This window comes from Paenibacillus terreus (genome assembly GCF_042138595.1).
GTDB lineage: Bacteria > Bacillota > Bacilli > Paenibacillales > Paenibacillaceae > Paenibacillus > Paenibacillus terreus.
The window spans coordinates 755,719-781,307 of the sequence record NZ_JBHIRX010000001.1; the positions used below are offsets into that span (position 1 = coordinate 755,719).

Here is a 25,589-nt window from a genome sequence, read left to right on the forward strand (position 1 = left end):
GATCCCCCTTTTTATTGTGGTATGAATTACAAATAATTATATCTGACTTAGGCAACTTAATCGAGAAATTTTACAGGAGTGTCTGCAAAATGCTCGTGTGAAAGAACGAGCACTCAGCTTAAGCTTTTTTGCCGACCGGAGGCTGATCGGACAGCGGAGCTCTGTTGCAAATGCGCCCGCTTTTTTCCTGTCTCAGCAGGCCTGCAGCCCAGCAAGCGACGAGAATGGCGCAAGGGTAGAGCATCGCCCAGCCCGTAAACGGAAAGACCACGGCCGTGCTTATAAAAGAAATCCAGCTTACAACGAGCGCGCGCCGCTCTGCCTTCAGCAGACGGATTCCCGCCGCGCAGCCGCACAGATAAGTCAGAATAAAGGCGGCATTCGGCAGCTGTATCAGTGTTGTCAGCGAAACCAGCCGGGTTCCGTACAGCGTCATGATTACGACAAATGAAGCACCAAGAAAGAGCAGCCCGCCCACAGGAGAATGGTAAGTACCGGACACCCGGCTCATCCATGCCGGAGCATGCCCTTCGCGCGCCAATGCGTATGCCACGCGTGAAGCGGCGCCGGCATAAGCGATAATGGTGGCTGTACAGATAAAAATACCCACAACCCCAACGATCAAGGCCCCCAGGTGTCCAAGGGGGGCGCTGATCAGATGAACCAGCGCCGTGTCGGCGCCCGCAAGATAACTTCCCGTGCCAACGACAGCCAGCGCGGACAGGAAGTAAAGGAGACCGACGATGGCTGCAGCGATCATTACCCCTCTTACAGCAGCCCGCTGCGGATTTTTAAATTCCTCCGACATATGAGACACAGCTTCCCACCCGATAAAACACCAAAACAAAATGGCTGCCGCCTGCCCGATGCTGAGCCAGCCATGCGGCATGAAGGGGGTAAAATGCACGGCCTCTATTTGCGGCACAGAGACGGCAAACGCGAATAAAAGCACGGCTGCAATGGCGATGACGACGGCAATTTGAATACTGCCGGCAAGCTTCATTCCGAACCAGTTGACCAGCAAACCGCAGACCAGGATCAGGGAGGCAATGACGATACGCGCATGCTCGCCCCAGCCCAGCGCGGCGGTCAAATAACCGGCGCCGGTAAGAGCGGCGACAGGGGCACCGATTGGCACGGACATCAGAAAGAACCATCCGACAACCGCCCCGGCACGGGGCCCGAAAGCAAGAGTGACAAAATGGGAAACACCGCCTGCGTTAGGATATTTGGCCGAGAGCAGCCCCATGGAAAGGGCCATCGGCAAAATAAGCAGGGTCATAAACCCCCAGGCCAGCAGCGAGGCGGGACCGGCCATTTCTGCCGCGAGCCCGGGTACGATCAGCACGCCTGAGCCAATGACGGCTCCGATATACAGCGCTACGGCCTGAGGTGTTCCGATTGTTTTTTTCAGCTGTTGTTGAGATGTGTTGGATTCCATAACGTCTTTCCTCTTTCCTTGAATTTGAATCCAGCTTAACAGATAATAGGTTCATCGGAAAAACGGAATTATGAAATCATTTGCATCGATAATATCGATGGAAGAGGAGGAGCTATGGAATCCCGCCATTTATTTACATTCCTTGTCGTTGTGGAAGAGGGGGGCTTTACGCGTGCCGCCCAGCGGCTCGATTATGCGCAATCCAGCATAACGGCGCAGATTCAGGCGCTTGAAACGGAGCTTGGCACACCGCTGTTTGACAGAATTGGCAAGAAAATTGTGCTGACGGATGCAGGGAGAAAGCTTCTGCCTTATGCCCAGGAAATTGCCAAAATGCATGCATTGGCCAAAGACGCTGTCCATTCGGTTACAGAAATGGGCGGCACGCTGATGATCGGTGCGCCGGAATCGCTGGCCGTGTACCGTCTGCCTGCTGTGCTGCGGGAATACCGTGAACGTTATCCTAATGTAAAAATCACGCTGAAACCCGGCTTATGCTGGGAGCTGAAGGATCAGGTCCGGTCGGGACAGCTGGATTTGGCCTTTTTGCTGCACCCGGAAGCAGAGGATAAGGAGCTCCATACCGAGCTGCTGGTCGAAGAGGAGATGGCGTTGATCGCTCCGCCGGGTCACCCGCTTGCAGGGCTGGAACATGTGGAGCCCGAGCATCTCAGACAGGAAACGATTCTGCATACCGAAGCCGGCTGCACATACAGGGCCCTGTTTGAACAGCATTTGAACCGCTGCGGAATTTTCCCGGATCCCAGTCTTGAATTCTGGAACATTGAGGCCATCAAGCAATGTGTTATGACAGGGCTTGGCCTGTCGTTATTGCCGCTCGTTACCGTACAGAATGAACTCAAAGAGGGCAAGCTGCTGAGGCTGAACTGGGACGACAGCCTGCAGCGTGTCTCGACACAGGTTGTATATCATACAAAAAAGTGGCAGTCTCCTGCTTTGAGCGAGATGCTGCGGATCGTATCGAAGCATGCTGCGGAATGGCGGCAAAAGCCTGCACCAGCAATTGATTCCAGTCTATAGGAGAATGAGGAAGGATGTTTACAACTGGTCATATATGGCCAGAGCATCCGATTGTGTGTAAATATAAGGCGTTGCGGGTTCTGCTATAGGCGTGATTTTGGCGGCCTGGATTTCCAGCCTCCCCACATCTTCATCCGCCGACACATGCAGTATTCCTTCCACCTTGACCCAGGAGTCCTTGGCCAGGTTTAGGGCATGCTCCGCCTCAACCATCATACCGAACGGGGTGGCATCCGCAGGGCAGCACATCACGAGGAATCGCCCGATGGCAAAGAGCTGCCCGTTCCCCATTTCCTGATTCTTATACACAAACCCTGTAATGGAGATGGGTTTCCCTTCAAACTCATGCTTATATAGATCAATAGCCCCGATCGTTTCAGAAAAAATTTTATCCTGAACGATAATTTTCGGCTCCAAATATAAACGCTTGGCGAGCTCGGCAAACTCCTCATTGTATTCATCCGGTGCCTTAAACCTTTCATCAAGCGACTTTAAGGCCGCTTCTTTTTCGTTCTCCGCTTTTGCTTCTTGCTGCAGTCCCCCGGAGCCAACCTCTTCCTTGCGGCGGAGATCCTGGACTGGGAGTGAGTAAGACATGCCCTTCTTCGTGGCCATTTCGCTTCCCAGCGCTATATCCGGCAGTAAGCCGCCGAGCAGAAGAGGCAGGACAAAGAGTCCGTAAACAAAGATCTTTTTGTAAAAAGTATCCGGAAGGGGATGCTCACAGTCGCACAGCTCTTCGGTGCGGCCGCCTGCCCCATGGATTCCCATCCCGAGGGCTATAAACAGTAATGGAACGGGACAGAACAGCAGCAGAATCTGCATACGTGGTGCAAGATAATAATGGAGCGCATCCGCCCGGTTCAGATGCATGATGTAGACAGCCAGGCCGGCAATCAGCAGCGCCCGCAGCAAATAGTGCAATCGAACGGAGATGGAAGAGTTCATCGTTTGTTCGCCTCCATTTTCTGAAATCCATTTGGCTGATTCCATAGGTGCTTATTACTGAACAATCCAGTTCACGGCGACGGAGCCCGTAAAAACAAGCAGTATGATAAGCCCTCCAATCCCGATGACAAAGGGCAAACGGAACGTGCTCAACATCATTAGGGTGCCTTTGAAGTCGAGCATGGGACCGAGCACCAGAAAGGACACGAGCGGTCCGGTCGAAAAGGAATGGACAAACGCCGAAGCGACAAAGGCGTCGGAAGTCGAACAGAGGGAAAGCACATAGGCAAAGCTCATCATAAAAGCATAAGAAAGCACCGGTCCGCTGCCCATGGCCAGCAGATCGTCACGGCTGATGAAGGTTTGGATGGCCGCTGTCAGCAAACAGCCGATAATCAGATATTTTCCCATATCGATCAGTTCATCTCCGGAGTGGACAAAAAAGCTTTTCCAGGTTCGCTTATGATGATGATGATTGCATTCGTCAGGCGCCTGAGTTGAAAAGTGCAGCAAGGAGCGCTTAAGCGGGTCATTTTTGACAAAAACATATACAAAGAGCCCTGTTATCACCGCTACTATGAAGGCAAGTCCGAACCGGGCTGCGACAATACTGGGATGCCCCGGAAAAGCCGCCATAGTGGCGGCAACGACAATAGGATTAATAATCGGTCCGCTAAGAATAAAGGCGACGGCAATATACGCAGGCATCCCCTTCAGCATCAGGCGTCGTACAACTGGTATAAGCCCGCATTCACAAATGGGAAGCAGAATGCCGAGCAGGACGGCAAACAGAACGCCAGCCAATGGATTGGAGGGGATCACGCGGCGCACCCATTCCTCGGACACAAACAACAGCACCAGCGAGGACAACAATACACCAGCCAGCATAAAGGGCAGCGCCTCCAGAAAAAGGCCCATGAAAATCGTTTTGATATGCTGGAGTGAACTGGATTTAAACATGGACAGCCAATGCGGGCTGAGGATAATGATGACAGGAATAGCAAAGGCAGAGGAAAGGAACAAGGGCAGCAGTTTGAGGAGCATTGTTTTCGGCATCTTCCGTCTCCTTTGGAATGTGATCTTGGAAACATTGTATGCTTGTCTTCCTCAGAACAGAATAACTGCCTGACAGCGAAAAAAACGTATGCCTTACGGGCATTCATCCATTCTCCAGCGACCCTTTTTTCATAACCGCGCATGGACACAAGCGACTTTAGTCGTGTGAGGAATTGCGCTCGGCATAAGGGCTCCATCGGTAGCTCGAAAGCCGAATGTCCATGCTTCCTCCTTTCGTCATGAGAATTTAACATAGTGTGCTATATTGAATGCAGTGAAAAGAGGTGAATCCGATACCCACCATTACAGCAAAATCCAAATCGATGTCCCGCATGAACATACGGAAATGCTCACCAAGACCATCCATGCCTATCGGGAAGCATGTAACTATCTTTCAGTCATTGTATTTCAAACGAAAGCATTAAGCTCGCCACCACCTACGACAGTCAAAGCCGGACGATATTTTATCCTGGACGAACCGTGAAACACAAACGAGGCCAGTATAAAGTCTTACGCAAGCAGCTTCAAATGAGACAAACCCCATCGGCTCGTAAACGACTCAAGGAAATCGGTTCAAGAGAAAACCGTTATGTTACGGATGTTAATCATCAGGTAACCAAGGCACTCGTTGGAACGTATCCGAAAGGCACGCTGTTTGTGATCGAAAATTTAAAGCATGTTCGTTCGGCAACTGAAAAAGTATGTGTTCGTCATCGATATGTGTCGGTTTCCTGGGCATTTCACCAATTCCGTGAAATGTTGGAGTACAAGGCTGAACTGAACGGACAGCGAGTCATTGCATTAGACCCTAAATATACTTCTCAAACCTGCCCAAAGTGTGGGCATATCGAACGAGCCAATCGAAACAAAAAGACGCATACTTTTGAATGCCGAGCCTGTCACTATCGCTCGAACGATGACCGAATTGGTGCCATGAACCTGTATCGCAAAGGAATCGAGTACATCGGTACAGTTACAGCAGGAGTATAACTCTTGTTGTAGGGGCGAGGTCAGCCGTCCTGATGTTCCAACACGCTAAGGTAGGAGCATTGTGTGCGTTTGCACTACCGGTTAGGAATAAGTCTAAAAGGCTTGTGCGAAGCGCAAGCACTGTCTACGAAGTAGGCAGAGACAAGCTCGTGACTTAAGTCATGAGTTGTTGACTGCCGTTAATGATGGGGAACAAACATAATACATTTTCAGACACCCTCCAATAGCCCCCGCAAATTGAGCGCTTTTTCCTGTCTTGGGGAATATACTGTTTTTGGCTAGGGGCAAAACCAATTTGGGCGGGAGGGATGTGCGTGGATCTGGAGAATTGGCGCTTGGAGACGCTTTTTCGGCAGCCCTTGATCATACTGATCTTATTTTTGCTGCTGATACTTGTTTTGCTTATCTTATAACATTTGGGCGTTGCAGAACACGAATTTTACGTGAACGGGGTATTCGTCCATACATTAAAGGTATTTGGGTCATATAGTATTCTGAGAAACAGAGTACACCTTGCAGAGAAAACTTTTTCAGCTTATATCCTGCAAAGGAGGTGGTAAAATGAGCTGCGTGAAAGGAGCTTTCCATCATCATTTCACTTCCACTGGTGTAATACTTGTACTGTTCATCTTGCTTGTAATCATCACCCGTACCTTCTTTATCTATTAATGATTTCGGTTTGCGCAGGATGGCATTATTCAATTTCATGTCTCTTTGCAGAAGCTCCCGGTTTTCCGGGGCTTTTTTGTTTCCGGTGTGGTCATGCAACGAATAAATACTTATGAATATACTGAGCGATATAAGGATTTATAGATCGTTAATAAGCTTTATTACGAAGAGAGGTGAAGTTTATGCGAAAGGATGCGTTCGAGGCGGCCAAGTGTCTCGTTCAACAGGATTTCCCCGGCTGCTCGCTTGCTGTGCTGGGAGGAAGCGTGACGGGGGATCAGGCCACAATTTACTCGGATCTGGACATTGTCATCTATGACGATACCCAGGAGCTGCCTTTTCGGAGAACCGTTATAGCCTCCGGATGGGTTACAGAGCTGTTTATGCTCAATTCCTCGTCCTATCGTGAGCTTTTTGACGTGGGAATCCATGAAGGAAATCCGACACTGCAGCGGATCATTGCGGAAGGGGAGGTCATCCGTGCCGATGACGACGGGCTTGATATCCTGGAGGAAGCCCGTGCCGACCTGGCATACGGGCCAATGCCCTGGGGGATTTATGAGCTGGATCAGGCCAGGTATGAAATTACGGAGCATATTCAGGACTTGAAAGGCAGCGCGCAGCGCTGTGAAACCTGGTTTGTGGTGAGCAGGCTGAACGAAGCATTGTGCAAGCTGATGCTCAGAGCGAACAATCAATGGATCGGGGAAGGTAAGCATTTAATACGCAATTTGAGGGGATTTGACCCGGAAAAGGCAGCAGCCCTTGAGGCAGCCCTTGCGGAGTTATACCGGAATGATTCCATGGAGCAGCTCATTGATCTCAGTCTGCAATGGCTTGAGCCGTATGGCGGTCCCTTGCTTGAAGGTTATGAAGAATAATCCGGCGGAAACAGGCACAATACCCCAAGAAAGTCCCCGATTGCAGGGACCTTCTTGGGGTTGTGCGCGATAAGGATTAGTACCATACCGAGCGAGTGATAATGACCAGCAGGATAAAAAGAACGAGTTTACCAGTAATACCCCGGATAGCCACCGTAGCCGTAAGGTGCGTACCCGCCACCATAACCGTAAGGTCCGTATCCGCCAAAGGCATAAGGCGCGGTGCCAATGGCAAGAAGATCGAAAAGCACAAGTGGTGCGATGGCTGAGGTTTTCACTTTTTTATCTTTATTGGCTACGTAGATTTTATTGCCGCTGATTCGTACAAGTTTGCCTTGCACGACAGTTCCGTCTTTTCTCAGGGCATAGACTTGCTTGCCGACTAGCTTGCGGACGTCGTTTTTGCGTGCCGCTTTTGACATGTAAGTCACCTCCGTTATTGAATCGTTACTTCCTCGGTTGTTTATCAGGTAACGGTATATTCTATGGATTGTATCCACCAGATGCCTGTATGTTGCCCCAGAAACAAGCAAATGGACGTATTTCCCGTTTAGTAGAACTATGCAGCGAAGATTGAATAATGGTTGACAAGTGGAGTAAAGGCATTTATATTAATCGTAATAATTACAAATAAATCGAAGGAGAAGTGATTATGGATCACAAAAAGGTGCCTGTCACCGTTCTAAGCGGTTATTTGGGCTCGGGAAAAACGACGGTATTGAATCATGTGCTGAACAACCGGGAAGGCATGAAGGTTGCGGTCATCGTAAACGATATGAGCGAGCTGAACATCGACGCCCGGCTGGTCAATGGGGGAACAAATCTGTACCGTACCGAGGAGAAGCTGGTGGAGCTCTCCAACGGCTGCATTTGCTGCACGCTTCGCGAGGATTTGCTGCTGGAGGTAAACAAGCTTGTGCAGGAAGGGAAATTCGATTATATCCTGATTGAATCAACAGGAATATCTGAACCGGTACCGGTTGCCCAAACCTTTACATATGCTGATGAAAGCTTGAGCATCAACCTGCCGGAGGTGGTCAGGCTGGATTGCATGGTCACGGTCGTTGATGCATATCGGTTCTGGCATGATTTTGCATCCGGGGAAAGTCTTTTGCAGCGGGGTGAGTCAACCGGTGCGGAAGATACAAGGGATGTCGTTGATTTGCTGCTGGACCAGATTGAGACCTGTGACGTGCTGCTCCTTAACAAATGCGATCTGGTGGAAGAGGAGGAGCTGAACAAGCTGGAAGGAATCATCCGCAAGCTGCAGCCATCCGCCAAAATCATTCGCACCGTCAATGGGCAAGTTGATCCCTCGGAAATCCTGAATACCGGACTGTTCGACTTTGAACGGGCCAGCATGTCAGCGGGTTGGATTCAGGAACTGAATAAGGAAAGTCATACTCCTGAAACCGATGAATATGGCATCAGCTCGTTTGTGTACCGCCGGAGAAGGCCTTTCCATCCGGGACGTCTGGCCGAGTATCTCGGGGAATGGCCGGCAGAAGTTGTGCGCGCCAAAGGACAGATGTGGATTGCAGTCGAGCAGGACTGGGCGGCCAGCTTCAGCCAGGCCGGACCGTCCATTCAATTCGGGCCTGCCGGAGCCTGGCTCGCGGCTTTTCCAAGGGAAGAGCGGGAAGAGATCTTGCGCAGCCATCCCGAGGCAAGGCAGGCATGGGATGAGAAGTGGGGAGACAGATTGAATGAATTTGTGATGATCGGGATCGCTATGGACCGCGAAGCCATCGAGCAAAATTTGGACGCCTGCTTGTTAAGTGAGGAGGAAATGGCTATGAATTGGGCATCCTTTGACAATCCCTTGCCGTGGCTGCCGCGCGAAGCATTTGGAGCCTAACAGGGGAAGGGCCTCCCAGAGTGTGGGGGCAAGGGATGGCAAAAAGTAAAAATTACTGTTAAAATAAATATCGTCATAAGCCGCTGGAGCTGGCAACTTACAGCTTCAGCATGAGGGAAGGGACGATATGCCATGACAGAGCACAAGCACGAGCATAATCAAAGCCATGAAGCCATGGTTCAGGATATAATTGATATAATGACACGGCACGGCTGGCGCATCACCGAACAGCGGAAGAAGCTTGCCGAAATTTTTGCAAAGGCTGACGGTTATTTGTCCCCCAAGGATGTTTATGATCAGATGACTGTCAAATATCCAAACGTGAGCTTTGATACCGTATACCGCAATTTGCGTTTATTGAGCGAAATGGGTGCTTTGGAGCAGTTTTATTTTATGGATGGCGGTTTGAAGTTCCGTGCGAGCTGCACAGAGCATCACCACCATCACCTGATTTGTGTCAACTGTGAAAAGACGCTTACCTTTGATTACTGTCCCATGGAGCAGTCGCTTCACCTGCCGGGCTCCTTCAAAATTATGAACCACAGGTTCGAGGTGTACGGTGTCTGCGAAGAATGCCAGAATCAAACGGCCAAGTCGTAAAGAAGCTGTGGTGACCGGCTTCTTTTTTTGCCGGGATTTATAAATTGGTTGACGCAGTGCATACAGTGGTGATAAACTGACTCGTACGTAAAAATTACATTTAACCGGATAGTCATTATTTTTTTGTGTATTGATCGTAATATTTACAGTAGTGGCTCCGGTTTTATAGATAAAGAATGGAAGATTGGAAAGGAAGCGAATGGGCATGCTTTTGGCATCGTTACAGAATGTCGTGTTTGGTTATAACGATGTTCCCGGACTTGAAGATGCAAGTGTTGAAATATATTCCGGCGAGTTTGTTGCCATCACCGGACCGAACGGAGCGTCCAAATCAACGCTGCTGAAGCTGCTTCTCGGACTGCTGCAGCCCTGGAAGGGCAAGGTATTCCGTTCTCCGGTCAACGCGGAGGGCAAGAAGCTTGTCATTGGATATGTGTCACAGCAGATCGCAGCCTTTAACGGAGGATTTCCCAGCACGGTGATGGAATTTGTCCGTTCAGGCCGGTATACAAAGGGCTCCTGGCTGCGGAGAATGACGGAAGAGGATCATAGAGAGACAGAGAAGGCCTTGCGGCAGGTTGGCATGTGGAACTTGAGACACCGCAGAATCGGTGAGCTGTCCGGAGGGCAGAAGCAGCGCATCTGTATTGCACGGGCGCTCGCCCAGGAGCCGGATCTGCTGGTTCTGGATGAACCGACAACAGGGATGGACCAACAAAGCCGCCAGGGCTTTTATGAACTGATGCATCATCAGGTAAAAGTGCATGGCAGAACCATCGTCATGGTGACCCACGGACTTTCGGAGGTAGAGGGTTATCTGGACCGCATCATTGAGCTGCAAAGAAAGGAGGAGGGCGGATGGAAATGCTGCACTACGACTTCATGCAGCGGGCATTTTATGCCGGTGGGATAATCGCGCTGCTGGCGTCGGTGCTTGGTGTCTACCTGATGCTGCGCAGGCAGGCGCTGATGGCGGATATGCTGTCCCACGTCTCCCTGGCCGGTGTGGCAGCAGGAGCTTACCTGAAGCTGAATCCAACCTTGAGCGGTTTTGCGGTTGCGGTTCTGGGGGCGGTTATCGTGGAATACGTAAGACGCTCCTATAAAACGTACAGCGAAATATCCGTCGCTATTATTATGGTAGGCGGACTTTCCACGGCCGTTATTCTGATGAGCCTTAACCAGAGCGTGAACAAAAGCTTTACATCCTATTTATTCGGATCGGTTGTAGCTGTTAACACAACAGAGCTTAAGTTGATGTTTTTTGTAGCCGCGGTGGCCGCGGTATTCTTCATTCTCTTCAGACGGCCGCTGTATCAGATTACATTTGATGAAGAAACGGCAAAAACGAACGGACTGCCGGTCAACTGGATTTCGTTTGGCTTCAGCATTTTGACTGGGATGGTTGTCGCAGCCGCCATGCCGATTGTTGGTGTGCTGCTCGTATCCTCGTTGATCGTGCTGCCGGCGGCATTGGCTATACGGATAGCCCCCAGTTTCACGACAGCGATCTTCCTGGCGATGGGCATCGGCCTGATCGGCGTCTTCACAGGCTTGACCGCATCCTATGAATTCAGCACACCACCTGGGGGCACAATTGCCTTCGCCCTGCTGCTGCTGCTCATTTTGGGAACAGGCATCAAGCGGCTGGTGCTGAAGCTGGCGAAGCTCAGATCGGCCGGCAATCCTGACGACCAGGCCAAAATCCATGAACATGTTACAAATTTCACCAAAGATGTGCCTGAGCAGTAATGGGAACTGCTCTGCCGAGGGAGAACGATATAGATGGGAGAGAGAGCTTTGAACAGGTTGTTTGCAAAATCATGGCTGGTCAGTGCGGGCCTTGCGCTGGTATTGGCAGGCTGCGGATCGGATGCGGGCAGCACGACCTCCGGCTCCGGCAATGAGGCGGGGACAGGAGCGGACGGAGGCAAGCTGAACATTGTCACGACATTTTATCCGATGTACGAGTTCAGCAGACAAGTGGCCGGGGATCATGCCAATGTAACGGCATTGGTGCCCACCGGCACGGAGCCTCACGATTGGGAGCCGAGCGCCAAGGATATGGCGCAGATTGAGAATGCGGACGTATTTGTTTACAACGGCATCGTGGAAACCTGGGTGGAGGACGCGCTGGCCAGCACGAATAACGATAAACGTGTTGTCGTGGAAGCTTCCAGCGGTATTGAGCTTGCTGAAGGAACAGAAGATGAGCATGAGGGTGAAGACCATGATCATGCCGCTGAAACAGCGGAACATGCGCATGAGGAAGGTGACGGCCATTCCCATGATTACGCGCTGGACCCTCATGTATGGCTGAGCCCGGCGCTTGCCCAGAAGGAAGTTAAAGCCATCGAGACGGCGCTGATCAAAGCTGACCCTGCCAACAAGGCTGATTATGAAGCCAATGCGAATGCTTATATCGCCAAGCTCAAGGAGCTGGACACAGCTTATAGAAGCAGCCTCGCCAACGTCAAGAACAAGGAGCTGGTCACCCAGCATGCCGCATTTGCTTACCTGGCCCAAGAGTATGGCCTGACCCAGGTGCCGATTTCAGGACTTTCTCCCGAGCAGGAGCCTTCTCCGGACCAGATGGCCCGGATTGTGCAATTTGCGAAGCAACACCAGGTGAAAACGATTTTCTTCGAAACGCTGGTTGATCCGAAGGTTGCACAAACCATTGCTTCCGAGATTGGTGCGAAGACCGCTGTGCTGAATCCGCTGGAAGGGTTGACCGAGGACGATATCAAGAATAATCGTGATTATATCACTGTGATGCAGGAGAATCTCAAGGCTCTCACTACAGCACTAAACGAATAAGAAGGATTTGAAGTCGCCGTGACTGCAACGGCGGCTTTTTTCCTTTACCGAGTTTTCTTAAGATTCTGGAAAGTATAAACTTCTTGGTATAAGCCTCCTGGAATCGCAAGAAAAACTACTGCTAAACGCGGACTGTCTTCTGTGAATTGCATCGATAAATGTTTTTCTTATAGGGCAATTGCCTGTAAAATAGTAGAGTGTAACCCTAATTGAGGAGTGATCATGGTGAATGCGTGAAACTGGCTGGAAGCGACGGGGCTGTGCGTATTACGACTATGCCTTGGATGCAATCTGTACAAAATCAAGGTGTAAATGCTTGGAACCGGGGCATAACATGTAAGTAAACTTGAGGAAGGATTGTGAGGGTACTGAAACAGGAGGAAAGCAAGAAATCTTCGTCCCTTTGGTCCTGGGGAGCAGTTATTGTGCTTCTTCTGGCCAAAGGCAAATCCTTGTTGGCGCTTCTGAAGCTGGGGAAATTCGGCGGTGCGCTCCTTTCCATGGCGGCATCTATCTGGGCGTATGCCCTGATCTATCCATGGACGTTCGCACTCGGATTTGTCCTGCTGTTGTTTGTTCATGAGCTGGGTCATGTGATCGCCGCGAAGCGGAAAGGGCTGCCGGTCAGCGCTCCGGTTTTTATTCCGTTCGTCGGCGCTTTGATTGCGTTGAAGAAGCATCCGCAGGACGCGGTTACAGAAGCTTATATGGCATTTGGGGGACCGCTGCTGGGAACGGTCGGAGCGGTGGCTGTATTCGGTGCTGCCTGCATAACGGATAGCCCGCTGTTATTTGCATTATCCTATGTTGGCTTTTTTCTCAACCTGATCAACCTGCTCCCCATTCACCCGCTGGACGGCGGACGGATTGCCACTGCGGTCACCCGCTGGTTGTGGATCGCAGGTCTGGTGGGGGGACTGGTGGTCATCATATATTTGAAATCCTTTGTCTTTATTATCATTTGGTGTATGTTCGCCTTTGATTTGTTCAAAAAATACATCCTGCGCCGTTCAAATCAGCAAAGTGAAACCGAAACCGACAGCTTCCTGTTCCCGGTCGGGCATTTGCAGGAGCAGGGGATGCTGATTCCCGGACCGGAACACCGGCGGGAGCTTCCCTATACTACATATAGTGACCGTGAAGGCCGGCAGTACGTCAAAGTAATGTGGGATAGCATGGATTTTGAAGGCACGGTTGCGCTGCCCAGACAAGGGATTGTGGAAAGGGTTCATGTATATAAAATCGAGCATCTGGAGGCGGAGAATGGTCTTCATTTAAGAATCCATGTAGCCGTAGATTATATCGTGTTGGAAAATGACACCTATTATGAAGTGCCCATGGCGTCACGGCTGAAATTCGGTGCCGGTTATGTGGGGCTGGCTTCATTTCTTGGTGTCATGATGTATCTGGTTCACCAGGTGGGAAATGTGACGTTGTAAATATAAGCAGCAGCGGCCTGATGGTGGTTCTGCTGCTTTTTTACTGCCTATAACAAAGGGAAACTGGGACTATTGATGCCAAATAGCCTGCCATTAGTTGGTATGTTGGACTTATTATCCATATTGTGGGAACGTGTTAAAATGAGAGGATCACGATAGACAGGTGGACGATGGAATGACAACGATTCTGGTAACACCGGAGCAGTTGGAGGCAGCTTCCAGGCAGTTTGAGCAGGCTCGCCAGGAGATTGCCCGGATGAACGGAACACTAACGCTTCAAGTTTCAATGATGGAGGCACTCTGGGATGGAACAACAAAGCAGCGTTTTTATTCCGATTTTGTGACGGCGCGCGGCAGCATGGAGGCAGCAATAGAGCTGACGGATTCCATTTCCCGCGAGCTGCGGAATCATGCGGAGAAATTCAGACTGGCGGACGAAGCGGTGTCTGGGGGAATTGACCCGGCATGTATGGCGCCTCCGCCCAATTCCTGCGCTGCGCCAACGGTGGATACACGCAATGCCTTGGAAAAATCGGCCGACAGCTTGAAGGAGCTGGGGAGCAACTTTATGGCCTCAGCCAATGAGAGATATGAAAAACGGTATGATTCGGTGGGTGCTTTTCTGGATTACTGGACATTTGGTATTCCAAAGGGGATGTGGCAGGGATATGAGGACCGGGCGGATAAATGGCTGGATTCCCCGGAGGATTTCGCGAACGGCCACCCTCGGCGTTCACGTACGATCCGCGAAACGATCTTTCCCAAAAACGCCTGATCAACCGAGCACTGGGCAAATATACTAGGAACAGCAGGGCTGGTCGTCGGCGGCACAATTGCCTCAACAATTAAGCCGAAGAATTATTTTGGCACGAGCACTAAGGCGGTAGCTGAGGTGACGGAGAGAGTTAAAAGGGATGAGATTGTAGCACCTGTTAGTGGAAAAGCGATAAAAGTATACACGGACGGAAATACGCGGGTACCAATCGATAAAATTGAGAAATATATGAGAGGCAAAGTAAACGTTAATATTGAAGAAGTAAACAAAAAAATAAGAGAATTAAACCAAAAGAAACAAACCCAAAGAAAATTATTTGATGCTGATCCTCAGAATGCAAAGGAAATTGAGAAGCTAAAACAATTAAAGCATAATTATGAGCGCTCACAAGATATGAAGAAAAAACTTGAGACAATTGGCTTAAATGATACTGTAGAGAATAATGAGAAAATAGCAGAACATTTTATTGAGGTAGGTAAAAAGGTAACGCCTGAAAATAGATTGGATTTTCCTAGTGTCATAGAGGGCCCAAATGGAAAATTAAAGGTCTTAACAACATGGACTATGGTTGAAGGAAAACCGTATTTGGCAACCATCAAATTAATACCAATAAAGAACCAGGAGGGATAATGATGGAGCACGACTCGTTGGATAGATTAATTGATTATGGGATTTATATTAAGAACTTGTCTACTAGTGATTTAGTTGAATTAATTAAAAGGCTGGAAAACTATGAGGAAGTTTCTAGTGCATTAACGGAATTATCTCAAAGGGATAAAACAATTTTAATTCCATTATGTCATAATATTTTGCAAGCAGAACTTGGAGATGAGTATCTGCAAGCTATAGCTTTCAATTTGCTGTATACTAGTGACCGTGAAAAAGCAATGGAATGGGTAAAAGTGAAATTAGAGAGTGTATTTACATCCGTATTAGGCGAAATATTTGACAATTTATCTACTGACAGCTTACAACCATTCGGGTTATCACTTTCATCTGAATTTTTGCAATCGCTAGCAGATAGGTACTTTGATTTTAGCGACGATGACAAGAAACGTATTTATGAAAATTATGAGTGGTTTAAGGAATCTTATAAAGATAAACTTTCGTAATAAAATTAGGATTCTTATTATGTTAATAAGTCTATTTAACAGGAGATACTTATTGAGTGCAAAGCTCAATGAGGATGTGATCCGTATAGAAGAAGTGAAATTGAGAGCAGCGGCAGCCCGGTGGAGGATCTGCTGCTTTTCTATTGCCCCCCAGGCAGTTTGAGCAGGATTGCCAGGGGTAGCCCGGAGAACTGACTCTTCAAGTTCATGATGGAAACTCTTTGGGATGGCATAAGCAAAGCACTTTTATTCCGAGTTGTAAGTGAATAAATGGGAGGCAGTAACTGATGGAATTGAAACCTTTAACTTTATCGAAGGAAATAAGAGAAGGTAAATTAAGTGATCTTGAGATTATCAAGTGTTTAGATGTTCATCATAATCAGGTCCTAGTCAGCGCAATAAGCCAAATTGTCAGCAGGAAATTGTGTAATGAAGAAATAATCTTAAAATTAGCTGAGATCAGTACGTTTAGGGATCCGAAAGTGAATAAACTTTTTGGAATTGATACATTGGGACATTACAGTATAGCGGCGCTTAAGGCAATAAATACTCCTGAGTCGAAAAAGAAATATGAAGTATTAATGAATGGTCTAGACGACTTGGACAAAGAAATTGTGCAAAGAATTGTAGAAGGTATTGGGAACTGATGATAGTAATTAAGGGATGCTCACTTGTCCTTTACGGATTATCAAGCAATGCTGGTATTTTAAAATATTATAGCCGTTAAAGGAGTGACAACCTTTGACTGTTCTTTTAATCTTAGAAGATATAATTAATGTACCTAACAGAGGGGCAGTACTAATGGGAGCCGCCGATGATGAATTTCATCAAAAAGGTTCTTTGTATAAAAACTTGATAGGTTCAAAAATAAGTATTGAAAAAAAAGATGGAACTAATATGACACTTGAAGTAAAAGACATTAGTATATCTTTTTCTATAGCTAACAATGTGCTTATAGGGATAAATGTTAAAGAAGATATACATGCAGAAGAAATCAAGAAGGGGTCAAAGGTGCTGCTTTTAGAATAAGGCGGCAAGTGCCAAGGACTTTTTGGGGCTAAAAATTGCTGCCTAACGCATTAAAAAATTCGCGCAGCGAGACGCCATCCAGCTCCTCCAAAAGCTGGTCCAATTTGCTGCGTCGCCGCAGTGAACCGCCTAAGACGATTTGCAGGCGCTGGTCTTTATCCACCAGAATGGAATCTACAGTTAATGCGTTGGAAAGCAAACCGGCGATGACCGCAATCTGCTGTGGAGATAACTGGGACAAGAGGGAAGGGCTCTGGGGCAAAGGAGCCTTTTTTTTGGCTCTGCCTTTTTTTTGATTGGCCATCTCATTTCCCTCCTGCGTGCATTCAGTCCTTATTCCGGTATAATGGTTGCAGATGGACCCGGTGTAAGCTTTCCGAATCCGAAAATAAAAGCCATGGAGACGATAATAAACACAACAAGATTTATGCTTCGGTTACGATTGCTCATTTTCTTTTTCCTCCTTCAATCGGAGATCAAACAGCATACAAGGCCTGATATTATCTGACAACCAAAGGGGTTTCAGGGAATGGTCGTACCAATATCTTTCTTGTGGCCCCGTCAGATGCTGACAGTGAAGGGAAGAAGTGAGACGGTGTGACAAAGAAGAGAAAAAATAAGATTGCGGTGATGAAAATGATGGAAAAGTCCTTAAAGTCTTCCTGAGTCTCAAGGAGTGCGTATGCGCTCATAATCCCCCCCCCTATCCGGATCGATATGTTTTATTATAAGAAGGAGTTAAAAAAATGTTCATGGTAAGATGGCAAACGGGCTCAAAAAGGTTAACTATTTGCCTTCATGCGCATCTTCCTTCAGAAAATACAAAAACCATACGGCATGATTCTGCTCGTCTGCGGCTGCGCGGCTGAATTCGTGTTTAATGCGCGGATCATGCGCGCGGTCGAAAATGTCGAGATAAGCATCCACCGTTTCCTGTTCGTCCTTGAAAGAAGACCTTACTCCCTCCAAATAGCTGCCGGGACAAGGCTCGTTCAGGTGGGGTGTATGCTGTCTGCCCGTCAAGGATGTGTAGAGCTTCGAGAACATCTGGTAATGGCGGATCTCATCATTACGGATTTCAAGAATCTGCTTTCTGGCTTCCTCACTGGGGGCCATTTTGGCCAACTGCTCATAACAAAGCACGGCGGTGTATTCCCCGTCGATCGCTTTGGCGATATCGGGCGTCAAATTCATATTTGGTGAAGCATGCATGTATGGGCCAAACATAATCAAGTCTCCCTTCTTAACTAAACACTTGCCTATTCAGCATATGTAATGCGCGGGCAGAGGTGAATGAAGGGAACAGACAACAGACCACTCTGCCGACAGAGTGGTCTGTTGTCTTGCGCTAAGATTATAGAATTTATAAGTTTTCAGCGGAGCTGAACAATTCTATTAAACGCGGTCTGTCTTCTGTGAATTACGTCGGTAGACGTTTTTCTTATAATAAATGCAGCTGATTGCGCATTGAAAGATGAAAAGAGATGCTGCTGATCAGCACCATATCATTATTCCGCTTGGCTTCCTGGATTCGCTGTCTCTTTTCCTGGTCCGTGCCTCGTAAAAACTGGGTCATCCACATCGAAGTATATACTCTGTCCATCATCCTGAGCCCTCCCCCGGAAATCATTGTTAGTTTCATTATATATGTCCAACCTTAATGAAAAATGTCGTCAACCTTAAAATCTGCTTAAATTTGGGTAAATAGTAGTATTCAATCTGTCAAAGGAGGAAGAGGTATAACCCATGACCGTTCCCGGCCATGGTAAGTACAGTGAACTCTGAGTGCCTATTGGGCATATAGTACCCTATAACCATTTTGGAGGGATCGCTATTGAGTTCAAAGGAGAAAAAGAAAACACTGGCCTGGCATGAGACACTGGAAATTCATGAGTTAACGGCATTTCAGGCTAATCATTTGATGGGCTTCAAAATGATGCTGCCAGAGGTTGCAGACCCGGCTCTCAAGACATTGTACAGTCATACTATTGCCGCGCTTGAGCATAATCTGAAGGATTTATTAGGTTTTTATCCGCTTGCGCCTTCCTACACCCGTAAAGCAGGGCAGGAGGATTTGACGGCATTTCAGGCAGGGCATCTCCTGGGCTTCTGGAAAAATGCGGTACGCAGCTATGCGAACAGCATTACAGAAGCAGCGACTCCTCAGGTCAGGGAGACCATGCGCAAGCATCTGAATGCAGCCATTGAGATGCATGCCAAGGCCTTTAATTTCATGCTGGAACGGGGCTTGTACCCTGCTTACGACCTTCCGAAGCTGCTTGAGAATGATGTGAAGACAGCGCAAAAGGCCATTGCTTTATAAATCTCAAGATTCCGTTATTTTCGGACAATATTATGTAAGAAATTGTATCCAACTCCTGTTATACTCAAGCTCGATCATGCATATGCGGGAGGGGAAAGAATGAGCAGCAAGTATCGAATCGCCGTTGCCGGGTGCGGGGGCATGGCTAATGTATGGATGGATTACGTCAGACAGCGCCCGGATGCGGAGATTGCCGCGCTGGTGGATATCCGGCTGGAAGCGGCTGAAGTCATGAGGGAAAAGCACGGCCTTCACTGTCCCGTATTTACGGACTTACATGAAGCGCTGGAGCAGACAGAGGCGAATCTGGTTTTTGACATCACCATTCCGGCAAGCCATTTTGAAATCGCTTCGGTGGCGCTGCGGCATGGCTGTCATGTTTTTGCGGAAAAGCCGCTTGCCGAAACGATGGAGCAGTGCGATGAACTGATCAGCCTCGCAGAACAGGTAAACCGGTCCCACTCCGTCATGCAAAACCGGCGCTTTGATCCCCGTCTTCGTGCGCTGAAAAAGCTGATCGCAGAGGGAACTATAGGCAGGCCTGGCCTAGTATGCGCGGATTTCTTCCTTGCCCCTCATTTCGGGGGCTTCCGTGAAGTGATGGACAGCCCGCTGCTGCTGGATATGGCGATCCATACCTTCGATCAGGCCAGATGCATTCTCGGGGCCGATCCCGTAACCGTCTACTGCGAGGAATTTAATCCGCCAGGTTCTTGGTACAAGGGGAATGCTGTGGCCGTGTGCACATTCACGATGTCGGACGGCTCCATCTTCAGCTATCGCGGGTCCTGGTGTGCCGAGGGGGCGCCAACATCCTGGCAGGCTTCATGGCGCATTACGGGAGAGAAGGGAACGGCCATCTGGGATGGGACCGATATGCCCTATGCTGAGGCAGTCAGCCCGGAAGAACAGGCTGGAGGCCAGTTCATGAACCGTTATGTCCGCAAGGAAGGGGACATGAGCGGCATTCAGATACCTGAAACATTTCATCACGGCTGTCTGGATGAAATGTTTCAGGCTCTGGAAGAGGGGCGTCCGGCGGAAACGGACAGCAGGGATAACCGTTTAAGCATGGCGATGGTTCTTGGTGCACTGGAGAGCGCCAAAAGCGGGCGCAGAGTGGCGATTGAGGAACTGATCAGCTAAAAAAAGCCTGCCCGGCACAGTGCCGGGCAGGCTTTACTTTACTTTGCGATATCAGACTTTCATGCCGCTTTGCGGCACCACTGATGAATGAAAATTTTGCCGCTAAATGCGGGCTGTCGTTTTTCTTACCAGCGGCTTCCCGCTGGGGAGGGGCAGCTGGAGGTCTGCAGTTTGGCTTTGATCTCCATCAGGCAACCGCACCAGCGGCAGGTGGTGCCGAATTGAAAGGCCTCGCACGACCGGCAGGCCTGCATGCGCCGATCGTATTCCTCCTCCGTGGTGAGTTTGACGGAACGGATGCGGGCAACGCTGCCAATCAGCTGCCGGATTTCCTCCTCCGAAACATGAACTGTTGTGGTGCAGCCTTTGCAGAAGCTGCCACTCTGCGACGATGGGGACATGCTGGACATGCTTGCTGCCCCCTTTTATTTGATGCTGAGCACAACGACGGATGCGGCAGGCAGCTTGATCAGCCAGCTGCCATTCTCCTGACGGAAGTCGTGGAATTCAGCCGGAGCGACCTGCTCAGGCTCATCAAATGTATTATGGGCGTCCAGACCGGAGGCCTGCAGTATGGTCCCGGATATCACAGCAGCCTCTGTTCCACGCAGTTCACAGCGCAGTTCAACGGAATCCGCATGGTGCAGATTGCAGAGCGAGATATGCATCGTTCCCTCGGCATCGACCGATGCCGAGGCGCTGATCTGTTCGATCGACTCGCCATTCATTTCGTAGCGCGGCGATTCCAGAGCCAAATCCACCCGCTGTGCCCCTTGATGGACCTTGAACATCTCGAAAATATGATAGGTAGGCGTCAGGAGCATCCGGCTGCCTTCGGTCAGAATAACGGCCTGCAGTACATTAACCAGCTGTGCGATGTTGGCCATTTGCACTCTGTCGTTGTGCTTGTGGAAAATGTTCAGGTTCACCGCCGCCACCAGCGCATCGCGCAGGGTGTTCTGCTGGTACAGGAAGCCGGGATTGGTGCCTGGCTCAACGTCATACCAGGTTCCCCATTCATCCACAATTAGGGCAACTCTTTTCTCCGGATCATACTTGGACATAATGGCGTCATGCCGTTCAATTAACTCGTCCATGTAGACGGTTTGCTTGAACGTCTGGAACCATGCCTGCTCGTCAAAGCCGGTAGAAGGGCCTTTGTTGTTCCATTCACCCGTCTGGGTTGTGTAATAGTGCAGGCTGAGGCCGTCCATCAGGCTGCCGGCTTCGCGCATGAGCACTTCGGTCCAGTTATAATCGGCCGTATTGGGGCCGCATGCGATTTTGAAAATTTTATTATCTCCATAATTGCGAACATAAGAAGAGTAGTGGCGGTAGAGGTCGGAATAATATTCCGGCCGCATGTTGCCCCCGCAGCCCCAGTTCTCGTTGCCGATCCCGAAATATTTCAGGGACCATGGCTTTTCACGCCCGTTGTCCTTGCGCCACTCCGTCATGGGTGATTCGCCTTCAAACGTTATGTATTCCACCCATTCGGCCATTTCACGGACCGTTCCGCTGCCGACATTGCCTGCAATGTATGGCTCCGTGCCAATGAGCTCGCAAAAGCGGAGAAATTCGTGGGTGCCAAAATGGTTGTTTTCCACAACTCCGCCCCAATGGACATTCACGACTTTTTTGCGCTGTTCATAAGGTCCGACACCGTCCTTCCACAGATACGCATCGGCAAAGCATCCCCCCGGCCAACGCAGAACAGGGATTTGCAGGGCGCGCAGCGCTTCGATCACATCATTGCGCATGCCCTCCGTATGCGGAAGGGGAGAGTCATGGCCCACCCAGATCCCTTCATAAATACAGCGTCCGAGATGCTCGGCAAAATGGCCGTACAGGTTGCGGTTGATCGTTCCTTTGTTAATGTCTGCATTAATAATAAGCTTGCTCAAATTTCTCATCTCCTTTTCATGTGGCCTAAAATGAATTGAGAAAACGATTGCAAAGTAATTCGCAATAACTAATTTAATAAAAATATTTATTAATAATATATATGCGAACTATACTCCTATCTTATCATCCCATGGCCGATTTGCAATGAAAAAATAGCAGAAAACCAACAAAAATCAGACTTTTGTAAGCGGAACCAACACGAAAAGCATTTTTGGCGTTACACTTAAGTCAGTAGAAATAGCTGTAAATTTCCTCGAAGGAGATGAAGAGCATGTCTGTTGGTGTATTGGCTCATTTATTCGGCAGCCTGTCTTACCGGGAACTGGCCGCCAAAATCGGGGACGCCGGTTTCAGCCATATTCAGCTGGCTTTGTGGAAAGCCGTGAGCGATGCAGATTTTACGAAGCCCGGCCGGCTTAGCCCAGGCTTGGTAATGGCTATGGCTGAGGAGTTCCGCAAGCATGGTGTGGCGGTATCCGTACTGGGCTGTTATTTGCATTTCTTTCATCGCGATCCGGCGGTGCTGCGGGAGAACAAGGAGCGGTTTAAAGAGCTGATTCGGTATGCACGGCTGTTTGGAGCGCCGATGGTGGCAGCGGAGACGGGAACCCATCCGGACAGGAAATATAACGAGCTGGACCGGATTATTTTGCGCGAGACCATCAAGGAACTGGCGGAGGAGGCGGAGAAGTGGGGCGTTTTTATCGGCCTGGAAGCGGCCAACGGGCATCTTGTCGGCACGGCTCAGGAACTGAATGAGCTTCTTATGCAGGTGCCTTCTTCCCATATCGGGGTGGTGCTTGATCCTGGCAATCTCCTGCATGAGGGGAACATAGACAGACAGGATGAAGTCATCCGGGAGGCGTTCGACCTGCTGGGCACGCGCATTATCGCCTGCCATGCCAAGGACCGAAAGCTTACGGAGGAAGGACGGGTTATCACGGTGTCGCCGGGCCAGGGAGATATGAATTACCCTTTGTACATGAGTCTTCTGCAGCAGTATAAACCGGAGGTACACATTATTATGGAACATGCAGGAGAGCAGGAAATGGCTGCCTGCAAAACATTTATTGAGGAAACACGAGCCGAGGCGGTGAAGGTGGAAGCATGACAAAAACGTCCATCGACTTACCTTCTAAGAAGCCAGACCGCGTTTGATGGAAGTTTTTATTTCGATTGCAGAATTGTTCAGCTTCGCTGAGTACTTAAATCTAAAACAATCAGCCCTCTCCGGATGCGGGAGGGCCGATTGTTTTTGTGTGCTGCTCAGGAAGGAGAAAAGCCTTCCTCCCGCAAGTATTCTTCGGCCTCGTCAAGTGCTTCGAACACCATCTCGAGGCTTTCACCCGCGTAAATGTACCACATTTCGTCTTCCGGCAGCAGCTTTAACGTATGCCCGTCAGGATCTGTCCAAACAGAAGCTTGTTCGGCTGCGGCTGAACCGGCAGCAGATGCATGTTCACCGGCCTCCTGTTCCGGACGATCCTGCCCGGAGAGGGAGTCAATCGATGCCTTCACGATTTCTTTGAGCTCTGCGGCGGAGAAGTCGCGGATATTCACCAGCCCCTTGGCATCGGTCTCATGTCCCGGCAAGAGCCCTGCGTATACATAACCATTTCCGTTGGGATGCAGATGGTAGACGACCGTTTTTTTATCATAGATGCTGTCTTCATAGTGAAAGTTGACCCGACCGAGAGAGACGTTTCTCCGTTCCAGCTCGGGGAAGGATTCAAGAATGCTTAATTTTTGCTCAAACGTTAGCATAAGGCCTCCGACAAATTTTCTTAGTAATGAACCGGATTATATCACAATGCTGTCGGCTGTACCAATGATAGATAGCGTTTCCTGCTGCAAGCTGCCTACCCGCAGATGGATTTACAGCAGCCTGTAATGTCAGTACAATGGGAAAAGCTTGTTAGCATAAAGACATCTTAGTTATTGGGGGAGCAGAGTTTTTGGAAACACAAATTGGAACTTTTATTACAGTCGGATTGTATTTTCTTGTCATGCTGCTGATCGGCTGGTATGCCTTCCGCAAAACAACCAATGATATTGAAGGATTTATGCTCGGCGGACGGGGCGTCGGTCCTGTAGTTACGGCCTTGTCAGCAGGTGCTGCCGATATGAGCGGCTGGATGCTGATGGGGCTGCCGGGCGCCGTATTTGTGCAGGGCTTCTCGGGCATGTGGATCGTCCTTGGCCTCAGTCTGGGGGCATACCTGAATTATGTGTTTGTGGCACCGCGGCTGCGCATTTATACGAAGATTGCGAATGATTCCATCACCATTCCGGACTTTTTTGAAAACAGGTTTAAAGACGGCTCGCGCATGCTGCGCTGGATATCGGCCGCGGTTATTCTCGTGTTTTTCACTTTTTATACGTCTTCGGGCATGGTATCGGGGGGACGTTTTTTTGAATCGGCATTCGGAATGGACTACCGCTTCGGCCTGTTCCTTGTGACCGCGATCGTTATTGCTTATACCCTGTTCGGCGGATATCTTGCCGTGAGTTTGACCGATTCCGTGCAGGGGCTGATTATGTTCGCGGCGCTCGTCACCATTCCTGTAGTCGTGGTGAGTCACCTTGGTGGTGTTAAGGAATCATTTGATGTCGTGCGGACGCTGGATCCCGATCATTTCGCATGGTTCCGAAATACGACGATAGCGGGCATTATTTCTTTGCTGGCCTGGGGGCTTGGTTACTTCGGGCAGCCGCATATTCTGGTGCGCTTTATGTCCATTACTTCAGCCGGCGAGCTGAAAAAAGCGCGCAGAATCGGTATGAGCTGGATGGTAATCGGACTCGTCGGCGCATCCATGATCGGTTTCCTCGGCTTCGGTTATGTACAGCATAACGGGCTGCAGCTGGATGATCCGGAGACCATTTTCATTTTGCTGTCCGGAATTCTGTTCAATCCGTACGTGACAGGCATTTTGCTGGCTGCTTTGCTGGCGGCCATCATGAGCACGATCTCCTCGCAGCTGCTTGTGACAGCCAGTGCGTTAACGGGGGACTTTTACAGAACGTTTCTGCGCAGGGAGGCGTCCGGCAAGGAGCTGGTGCTCGTAGGCCGTCTTTCCGTATTGCTGATCGCCATCATTGCTTTAATCATGTCCTATACGCCAAATGATACGATTCTGAACCTTGTCGGTTATGCATGGGCAGGCTTCGGCTCTGCCTTCGGGCCGGCCATCCTGCTGAGCCTGTTCTGGAAACGGATGAACAAATGGGGAGCGCTGTCCGGAATAGTAGTTGGTGCTCTTGCAGTTATTATTTGGGTGCGTCTGGGATTGTCGGGTGTGCTGTATGAAATGATCCCGGCTTTCTTTGCAAGCATGATCTCCATCATTGTGATTAGCCTGCTGACCAAGGCTCCTAAGGCAGAAATTCAAGCGGAATTTGAGCAAACGGGCAGCGAGCTTGCCCGCAATGTTAAATAGAGCGCGATCAGTTTAACAAGAGGGTGCAAGTGTGCATCCTACAACCATTTCACATAAAGAGGCTAACCGTCCGCGCGGTTAGCCTCTTTATTATCGAAACAGCCCCGTTCCCCGGT

The 25,589-nt window shown here is 49.5% G+C and carries 29 protein-coding genes and 1 pseudogene; 20 read left to right on the top strand and 10 right to left on the bottom strand.

Going from position 1 to position 25,589, the window contains the following annotated elements; all coding sequences use genetic code 11:
• Positions 1 to 118 precede the first annotated feature (118 nt).
• A complete protein-coding gene (locus tag ACE5KN_RS03455) occupies positions 119 to 1,441 on the bottom strand; it encodes an APC family permease (RefSeq protein WP_375525192.1) in 1,323 nt (440 codons plus the stop codon).
• A gap of 114 nt (positions 1,442 to 1,555) precedes the next feature.
• On the opposite strand from ACE5KN_RS03455, the gene ACE5KN_RS03460 reads away from it, so the two are divergent.
• Positions 1,556 to 2,482, top strand: a complete 927-nt coding sequence (locus tag ACE5KN_RS03460; protein ID WP_375525193.1) for a LysR family transcriptional regulator — start codon at positions 1,556 to 1,558, stop codon at positions 2,480 to 2,482.
• Between the two features lie 18 nt (positions 2,483 to 2,500).
• Here the strand turns inward: ACE5KN_RS03460 and ACE5KN_RS03465 are convergent, their stop codons facing one another.
• Both ACE5KN_RS03465 and ACE5KN_RS03470 read right to left on the bottom strand, forming a co-directional pair.
• The gene (locus ACE5KN_RS03465) at positions 2,501 to 3,430 is read right to left on the bottom strand and encodes a TIGR03943 family putative permease subunit (protein WP_375525194.1); all 930 of its coding nucleotides are present in this window, start codon (positions 3,428 to 3,430) and stop codon (positions 2,501 to 2,503) included.
• A 54-nt stretch (positions 3,431 to 3,484) separates the two neighbouring features.
• Positions 3,485 to 4,486 carry a permease gene (locus tag ACE5KN_RS03470; RefSeq protein ID WP_375525195.1) on the bottom strand — a complete coding sequence of 334 codons (1,002 nt, stop codon included), beginning with the start codon at positions 4,484 to 4,486 and terminating at the stop codon, positions 3,485 to 3,487.
• Between the two features lie 274 nt (positions 4,487 to 4,760).
• Here ACE5KN_RS03470 and ACE5KN_RS03475 point away from each other — a divergent pair, with 274 nt between their 5' ends.
• From ACE5KN_RS03475 to ACE5KN_RS03490, 4 genes and pseudogenes are all read left to right on the top strand, one after another.
• Positions 4,761 to 4,970, top strand: coding sequence for a hypothetical protein (locus ACE5KN_RS03475; RefSeq protein ID WP_375525196.1), 210 nt, complete (start codon positions 4,761 to 4,763; stop codon positions 4,968 to 4,970).
• Positions 4,913 to 5,476, top strand: a pseudogene (locus ACE5KN_RS03480) (RNA-guided endonuclease InsQ/TnpB family protein); the annotation flags it as partial. The gene ACE5KN_RS03475 and the pseudogene ACE5KN_RS03480, both read left to right, overlap by 58 nt.
• Before the next feature lie 561 nt (positions 5,477 to 6,037).
• Positions 6,038 to 6,145, top strand: coding sequence for a YjcZ family sporulation protein (locus ACE5KN_RS03485; protein ID WP_375525197.1), 108 nt, complete (start codon positions 6,038 to 6,040; stop codon positions 6,143 to 6,145).
• 182 nt (positions 6,146 to 6,327) lie between these two features.
• Positions 6,328 to 7,026, top strand: coding sequence for a nucleotidyltransferase domain-containing protein (locus ACE5KN_RS03490; protein WP_375525198.1), 699 nt, complete (start codon positions 6,328 to 6,330; stop codon positions 7,024 to 7,026).
• Between the two features lie 128 nt (positions 7,027 to 7,154).
• On the opposite strand, the gene ACE5KN_RS03495 is transcribed toward ACE5KN_RS03490, so the two are convergent.
• Positions 7,155 to 7,448, bottom strand: a complete 294-nt coding sequence (locus tag ACE5KN_RS03495; protein WP_375525199.1) for a hypothetical protein — start codon at positions 7,446 to 7,448, stop codon at positions 7,155 to 7,157.
• Between the two features lie 230 nt (positions 7,449 to 7,678).
• Here ACE5KN_RS03495 and ACE5KN_RS03500 point away from each other — a divergent pair, with 230 nt between their 5' ends.
• The 11 genes from ACE5KN_RS03500 (at position 7,679) to ACE5KN_RS03550 (ending at position 16,659) form a co-directional block, all read left to right on the top strand.
• On the top strand, positions 7,679 to 8,884 hold the full coding sequence (locus tag ACE5KN_RS03500) for a GTP-binding protein (RefSeq protein WP_375525200.1): 1,206 nt from the start codon (positions 7,679 to 7,681) through the stop codon (positions 8,882 to 8,884).
• Between the two features lie 132 nt (positions 8,885 to 9,016).
• A complete protein-coding gene (locus tag ACE5KN_RS03505; protein WP_375525201.1) occupies positions 9,017 to 9,484 on the top strand; it encodes a Fur family transcriptional regulator in 468 nt (155 codons plus the stop codon).
• Positions 9,485 to 9,689: 205 nt separating this feature from the next.
• Positions 9,690 to 10,397 carry a metal ABC transporter ATP-binding protein gene (locus ACE5KN_RS03510; RefSeq protein WP_375525202.1) on the top strand — a complete coding sequence of 236 codons (708 nt, stop codon included), beginning with the start codon at positions 9,690 to 9,692 and terminating at the stop codon, positions 10,395 to 10,397.
• Positions 10,343 to 11,236: a metal ABC transporter permease gene (locus tag ACE5KN_RS03515; RefSeq protein ID WP_375525203.1), complete on the top strand. Its 894-nt coding sequence runs from the start codon at positions 10,343 to 10,345 to the stop codon at positions 11,234 to 11,236. Before ACE5KN_RS03510 ends, ACE5KN_RS03515 begins: the two co-directional genes overlap by 55 nt.
• A 48-nt stretch (positions 11,237 to 11,284) precedes the next feature.
• On the top strand, positions 11,285 to 12,304 hold the full coding sequence (locus ACE5KN_RS03520; RefSeq protein WP_375525282.1) for a metal ABC transporter substrate-binding protein: 1,020 nt from the start codon (positions 11,285 to 11,287) through the stop codon (positions 12,302 to 12,304).
• Between the two features lie 359 nt (positions 12,305 to 12,663).
• Positions 12,664 to 13,743: a site-2 protease family protein gene (locus ACE5KN_RS03525; RefSeq protein WP_375525204.1), complete on the top strand. Its 1,080-nt coding sequence runs from the start codon at positions 12,664 to 12,666 to the stop codon at positions 13,741 to 13,743.
• Positions 13,744 to 13,918: 175 nt separating this feature from the next.
• Positions 13,919 to 14,518: a WXG100 family type VII secretion target gene (locus ACE5KN_RS03530; protein WP_375525205.1), complete on the top strand. Its 600-nt coding sequence runs from the start codon at positions 13,919 to 13,921 to the stop codon at positions 14,516 to 14,518.
• A 117-nt stretch (positions 14,519 to 14,635) separates the two neighbouring features.
• Positions 14,636 to 15,148, top strand: coding sequence for a hypothetical protein (locus ACE5KN_RS03535; RefSeq protein WP_375525206.1), 513 nt, complete (start codon positions 14,636 to 14,638; stop codon positions 15,146 to 15,148).
• Between the two features lie 2 nt (positions 15,149 to 15,150).
• Positions 15,151 to 15,630: a hypothetical protein gene (locus ACE5KN_RS03540; RefSeq protein ID WP_375525207.1), complete on the top strand. Its 480-nt coding sequence runs from the start codon at positions 15,151 to 15,153 to the stop codon at positions 15,628 to 15,630.
• 287 nt (positions 15,631 to 15,917) lie between these two features.
• Entirely contained in the window at positions 15,918 to 16,277 is a 360-nt protein-coding gene (locus tag ACE5KN_RS03545; protein ID WP_375525208.1) for a hypothetical protein, read from the top strand.
• A gap of 94 nt (positions 16,278 to 16,371) precedes the next feature.
• A complete protein-coding gene (locus tag ACE5KN_RS03550) occupies positions 16,372 to 16,659 on the top strand; it encodes a hypothetical protein (protein ID WP_375525209.1) in 288 nt (95 codons plus the stop codon).
• A 28-nt stretch (positions 16,660 to 16,687) separates the two neighbouring features.
• Here the strand turns inward: ACE5KN_RS03550 and ACE5KN_RS03555 are convergent, their stop codons facing one another.
• From ACE5KN_RS03555 to ACE5KN_RS03565, 3 genes are all read right to left on the bottom strand, one after another.
• Complete coding sequence (locus ACE5KN_RS03555; protein WP_355323480.1) at positions 16,688 to 16,963, bottom strand: hypothetical protein; 276 nt, start codon at positions 16,961 to 16,963, stop codon at positions 16,688 to 16,690.
• Between the two features lie 482 nt (positions 16,964 to 17,445).
• Complete coding sequence (locus tag ACE5KN_RS03560; RefSeq protein ID WP_375525210.1) at positions 17,446 to 17,886, bottom strand: ferritin-like domain-containing protein; 441 nt, start codon at positions 17,884 to 17,886, stop codon at positions 17,446 to 17,448.
• A gap of 214 nt (positions 17,887 to 18,100) precedes the next feature.
• Positions 18,101 to 18,265: a hypothetical protein gene (locus ACE5KN_RS03565; protein ID WP_375525211.1), complete on the bottom strand. Its 165-nt coding sequence runs from the start codon at positions 18,263 to 18,265 to the stop codon at positions 18,101 to 18,103.
• A 228-nt stretch (positions 18,266 to 18,493) separates the two neighbouring features.
• Here ACE5KN_RS03565 and ACE5KN_RS03570 point away from each other — a divergent pair, with 228 nt between their 5' ends.
• Positions 18,494 to 18,982, top strand: a complete 489-nt coding sequence (locus ACE5KN_RS03570) for a spore coat protein (RefSeq protein WP_375525212.1) — start codon at positions 18,494 to 18,496, stop codon at positions 18,980 to 18,982.
• 99 nt (positions 18,983 to 19,081) lie between these two features.
• Positions 19,082 to 20,128 carry a Gfo/Idh/MocA family protein gene (locus ACE5KN_RS03575; RefSeq protein WP_375525213.1) on the top strand — a complete coding sequence of 349 codons (1,047 nt, stop codon included), beginning with the start codon at positions 19,082 to 19,084 and terminating at the stop codon, positions 20,126 to 20,128.
• 125 nt (positions 20,129 to 20,253) lie between these two features.
• On the opposite strand, the gene ACE5KN_RS03580 is transcribed toward ACE5KN_RS03575, so the two are convergent.
• Entirely contained in the window at positions 20,254 to 20,529 is a 276-nt protein-coding gene (locus tag ACE5KN_RS03580) for a DUF6171 family protein (RefSeq protein ID WP_375525214.1), read from the bottom strand.
• A 24-nt stretch (positions 20,530 to 20,553) separates the two neighbouring features.
• Positions 20,554 to 22,041, bottom strand: a complete 1,488-nt coding sequence (locus ACE5KN_RS03585; protein ID WP_375525215.1) for an alpha-N-arabinofuranosidase — start codon at positions 22,039 to 22,041, stop codon at positions 20,554 to 20,556.
• A gap of 263 nt (positions 22,042 to 22,304) precedes the next feature.
• Between ACE5KN_RS03585 and ACE5KN_RS03590 the strand changes: the two genes are divergently transcribed.
• On the top strand, positions 22,305 to 23,144 hold the full coding sequence (locus ACE5KN_RS03590) for a sugar phosphate isomerase/epimerase family protein (protein ID WP_375525216.1): 840 nt from the start codon (positions 22,305 to 22,307) through the stop codon (positions 23,142 to 23,144).
• Between the two features lie 155 nt (positions 23,145 to 23,299).
• Here ACE5KN_RS03590 and ACE5KN_RS03595 read toward each other — a convergent pair whose 3' ends face one another.
• Positions 23,300 to 23,797, bottom strand: a complete 498-nt coding sequence (locus tag ACE5KN_RS03595) for a hypothetical protein (protein ID WP_375525217.1) — start codon at positions 23,795 to 23,797, stop codon at positions 23,300 to 23,302.
• Between the two features lie 242 nt (positions 23,798 to 24,039).
• On the opposite strand from ACE5KN_RS03595, the gene putP reads away from it, so the two are divergent.
• On the top strand, positions 24,040 to 25,473 hold the full coding sequence (putP, locus tag ACE5KN_RS03600; protein ID WP_375525283.1) for a sodium/proline symporter PutP: 1,434 nt from the start codon (positions 24,040 to 24,042) through the stop codon (positions 25,471 to 25,473).
• The last annotated feature ends 116 nt before the right edge of the window (positions 25,474 to 25,589 follow it).